The organism is Mesorhizobium sp. M7A.F.Ca.US.007.01.2.1 (genome assembly GCF_003998165.1).
Classification (GTDB): domain Bacteria; phylum Pseudomonadota; class Alphaproteobacteria; order Rhizobiales; family Rhizobiaceae; genus Mesorhizobium; species Mesorhizobium ciceri.
The window spans coordinates 1-2,502 of sequence record NZ_RZQP01000416.1 but is presented as its reverse complement, the minus strand read 5'-3'; the positions used below and the strand labels follow the sequence as shown (position 1 = coordinate 2,502).

The window sequence follows — 2,502 nt, the reverse complement described above, 5'->3', positions numbered from 1 at the left end:
CGGTGACATAGGCCATGCCGGCATAGTCGGCGCCGAGCTCCTGCAGCGCCATGTCGGCGTCGGCGGCCTTGTTTGCGGCGTCGGTGTCCACGAGGACGGACGCCTCGTTGGTCATCACTTCCTTAAGGATCGCGGCGACCGATTTGCGCTTGGCGAACCATTGACGGCGGATCCTTGTCAGCAGCCTGGTCGCATCGGTCTTGTCGAGCAGGATCGCGCGTGTCGACCAGCGGTACGGAAAGGCCAGCCGGTTCAGTTCGTCGAGCAGACCCGGCGTGGTCGCGGTCGGGAAACCCGTGACCGTGAGAATGCGCAGGTGCAACTGGCCAAGCCGCGGCTCGAGCCCGCCGGTCAGCGGCTGGTCGGCCAGCATGGCGTCCAGATACATCGGCGTTTCGGGAACGCGGACACGGTGGCGATTGGTCGAGACGCAGCCGTGCAGATAGGTCAGCGTCTCGGCGTCATCGAGCCAACTGCACTCCGGCATGAAGGCTTCGATAAGGCGCAGGACGCGGTCGCTGCGATCGGCGAACCCGGTCAGTACCGCGTTGGGGTCGAAGCCTTTCCTCTCGCGGCCTTCGTAGAGCCAGCTTTCCGCTCGCGCGGTATCTTCGGCGGGCGCAAGATAGGTGAGCGTCAGGAAGTAGCTGGACTCGAAATGCGCACCGGCCTCCTCGAAGCCCGCCTTTCGCTCCGCATCGACCAGTGTGGAGGCCGCATCTGGAAAGTGGCTGTCGGGATATCGGGTCGAGGCATGGCGCTGCGCCTCCACGAAGATCGCCCAACCGGAGCCGAGACGGCGGAGGGCATTGTTGAGCCGGCCGGCGACGGCGACCAGTTCGGCCGGCACGGCGCTGTCGAGATCGGGTCCGCGAAAGCGAGCGGTGCGCTGGAAGCTGCCGTCCTTGTTGAGGACGACGCCGGCGCCGACCAACGCCACCCAGGGCAGGAAGTCGGCGAGCCGGCTGCTACGATTGCGATATTCGGCAAGGTTCATCATCGGCGCGACCTCTCAGACCGTGAGATGCGTCGGGATGCGCAGATGCCGGCGAACGACGTCGACGAAGAGCGGATCGCGCTTAGCGGCCCAGACAGCGGCTACATGGCCGATCGCCCAGATCGCGATGCCGACGAGCCAGAGACGCAGCCCCAGCCCCACGGCGCCGGCGAGCGTCCCGTTCATGATGGCAATGGCGCGCGGGGCGCCGCCGAGCAGGATCGGCTCGGTCAGCGCCCGGTGCACGAGGACCGCATAACCCGGCACTGCGTAGTCCGGCATTGACACGCTCTGTTCGACCGACCCCGCCATCAGATCAGCGCTCCGCCGCCGAACGAGAAGAACGACAGGAAGAAGCTCGACGCCGCGAAGGCGATGGACAGGCCGAACACGATCTGGATGAGCCGGCGAAAGCCGCCCGACGTGTCGCCGAAGGCGAGCGTCAGGCCGGTGACGATGATGATGATCACCGCCATGATCTTGGCGACTGGGCCTTCGATCGACTGGAGTATCTGTTGCAGCGGTTGTTCCCACGGCATCGACGAGCCGGAGGCATAAGCGGGCGCGACCATCACCAGGATGAGCGTGGGAACCGAAACTGTCATGGCGAGACGATGGCGCGCGAGGCGCAGGCGTTGGATCACGGATTTTCTCCTTCAGGGCTTTGGATGAGCAAGGTCGGGCTGTCGTCGCCATCGAGGACGGCTGGCGCGACCCGGTAATCACCGTCCGGGCGAAGGCCGTCGACACGGGCGAGTTCGGACAGCCGGCGCGCGGAGCCGCGGCCGGAAAGGACGGCAATCAGGTCGATCGTTTCGGCGATGAGCGCGCGTGGAACGGTGACGACGGCTTCCTGGATGAGCTGTTCCATCCGTCGCAGCGCGCCAATGGCGCTGCCGGCGTGGATCGTGCCGATGCCGCCGGGGTGGCCGGTGCCCCAAGCCTTGAGCAGTTCGAGCGCCTCGGCCCCGCGCACCTCGCCGACCGGAATGCGGTCGGGGCGCAGGCGCAGCGATGAGCGAACAAGATCACATAGAGACGCCACGCCGTCTTTCGTGCGCATTGCCACGAGATTGGGTGCTGCGCATTGCAGTTCGCGCGTATCCTCGATGATGACCACGCGATCAGCGGTCTTGGCCACTTCGGCCAGTAGCGCGTTGATCAGCGTGGTCTTGCCCGTGGATGTGCCGCCTGCAACGAGGATGTTCGCGCGGTTGGCAACGCCCTGGCGCAGCGCGTCCGCCTGCTGCGCCGACATGATTCCGGTCGTGACATAATCTTCGAGGGTGAAGATGGCGACGGCGGGCTTGCGGATCGCGAAGGCGGGCGCCGCGACGACGGGAGGAAGAAGCCCCTCGAACCGCTCCCCTGTCTCGGGCAGCTCGGCCGAGACGCGTGGGGCGCCGGCATGGACTTCGGCACCGACATGATGAGCAACGAGGCGAACGATGCGCTCGCCGTCCGCTGCCGACAAACGTTCGCCGGTGTCGGACAACCCCTCGGAC

Annotated in this window: 3 protein-coding genes and 1 pseudogene; all 4 read right to left on the bottom strand. The window is 66.3% G+C overall.

From position 1 onward, the window contains the following. Window positions 1-1,000: pseudogene (locus EN949_RS34530) on the bottom strand (conjugal transfer protein TrbE); the annotation flags it as partial. Between the two features lie 12 nt (window positions 1,001-1,012). Further along, entirely contained in the window at window positions 1,013-1,279 is a 267-nt protein-coding gene (locus EN949_RS34525; RefSeq protein WP_127366140.1) for a VirB3 family type IV secretion system protein, read from the bottom strand. A gap of 29 nt (window positions 1,280-1,308) precedes the next feature. Continuing rightward, window positions 1,309-1,602, bottom strand: a complete 294-nt coding sequence (locus EN949_RS34520) for a TrbC/VirB2 family protein (protein WP_245459126.1) — start codon at window positions 1,600-1,602, stop codon at window positions 1,309-1,311. A gap of 35 nt (window positions 1,603-1,637) precedes the next feature. Continuing rightward, window positions 1,638-2,502, bottom strand: an 865-nt coding sequence (trbB, locus tag EN949_RS34515) for a P-type conjugative transfer ATPase TrbB (protein ID WP_127371962.1), incomplete at its 5' end; no start/stop codon positions are given.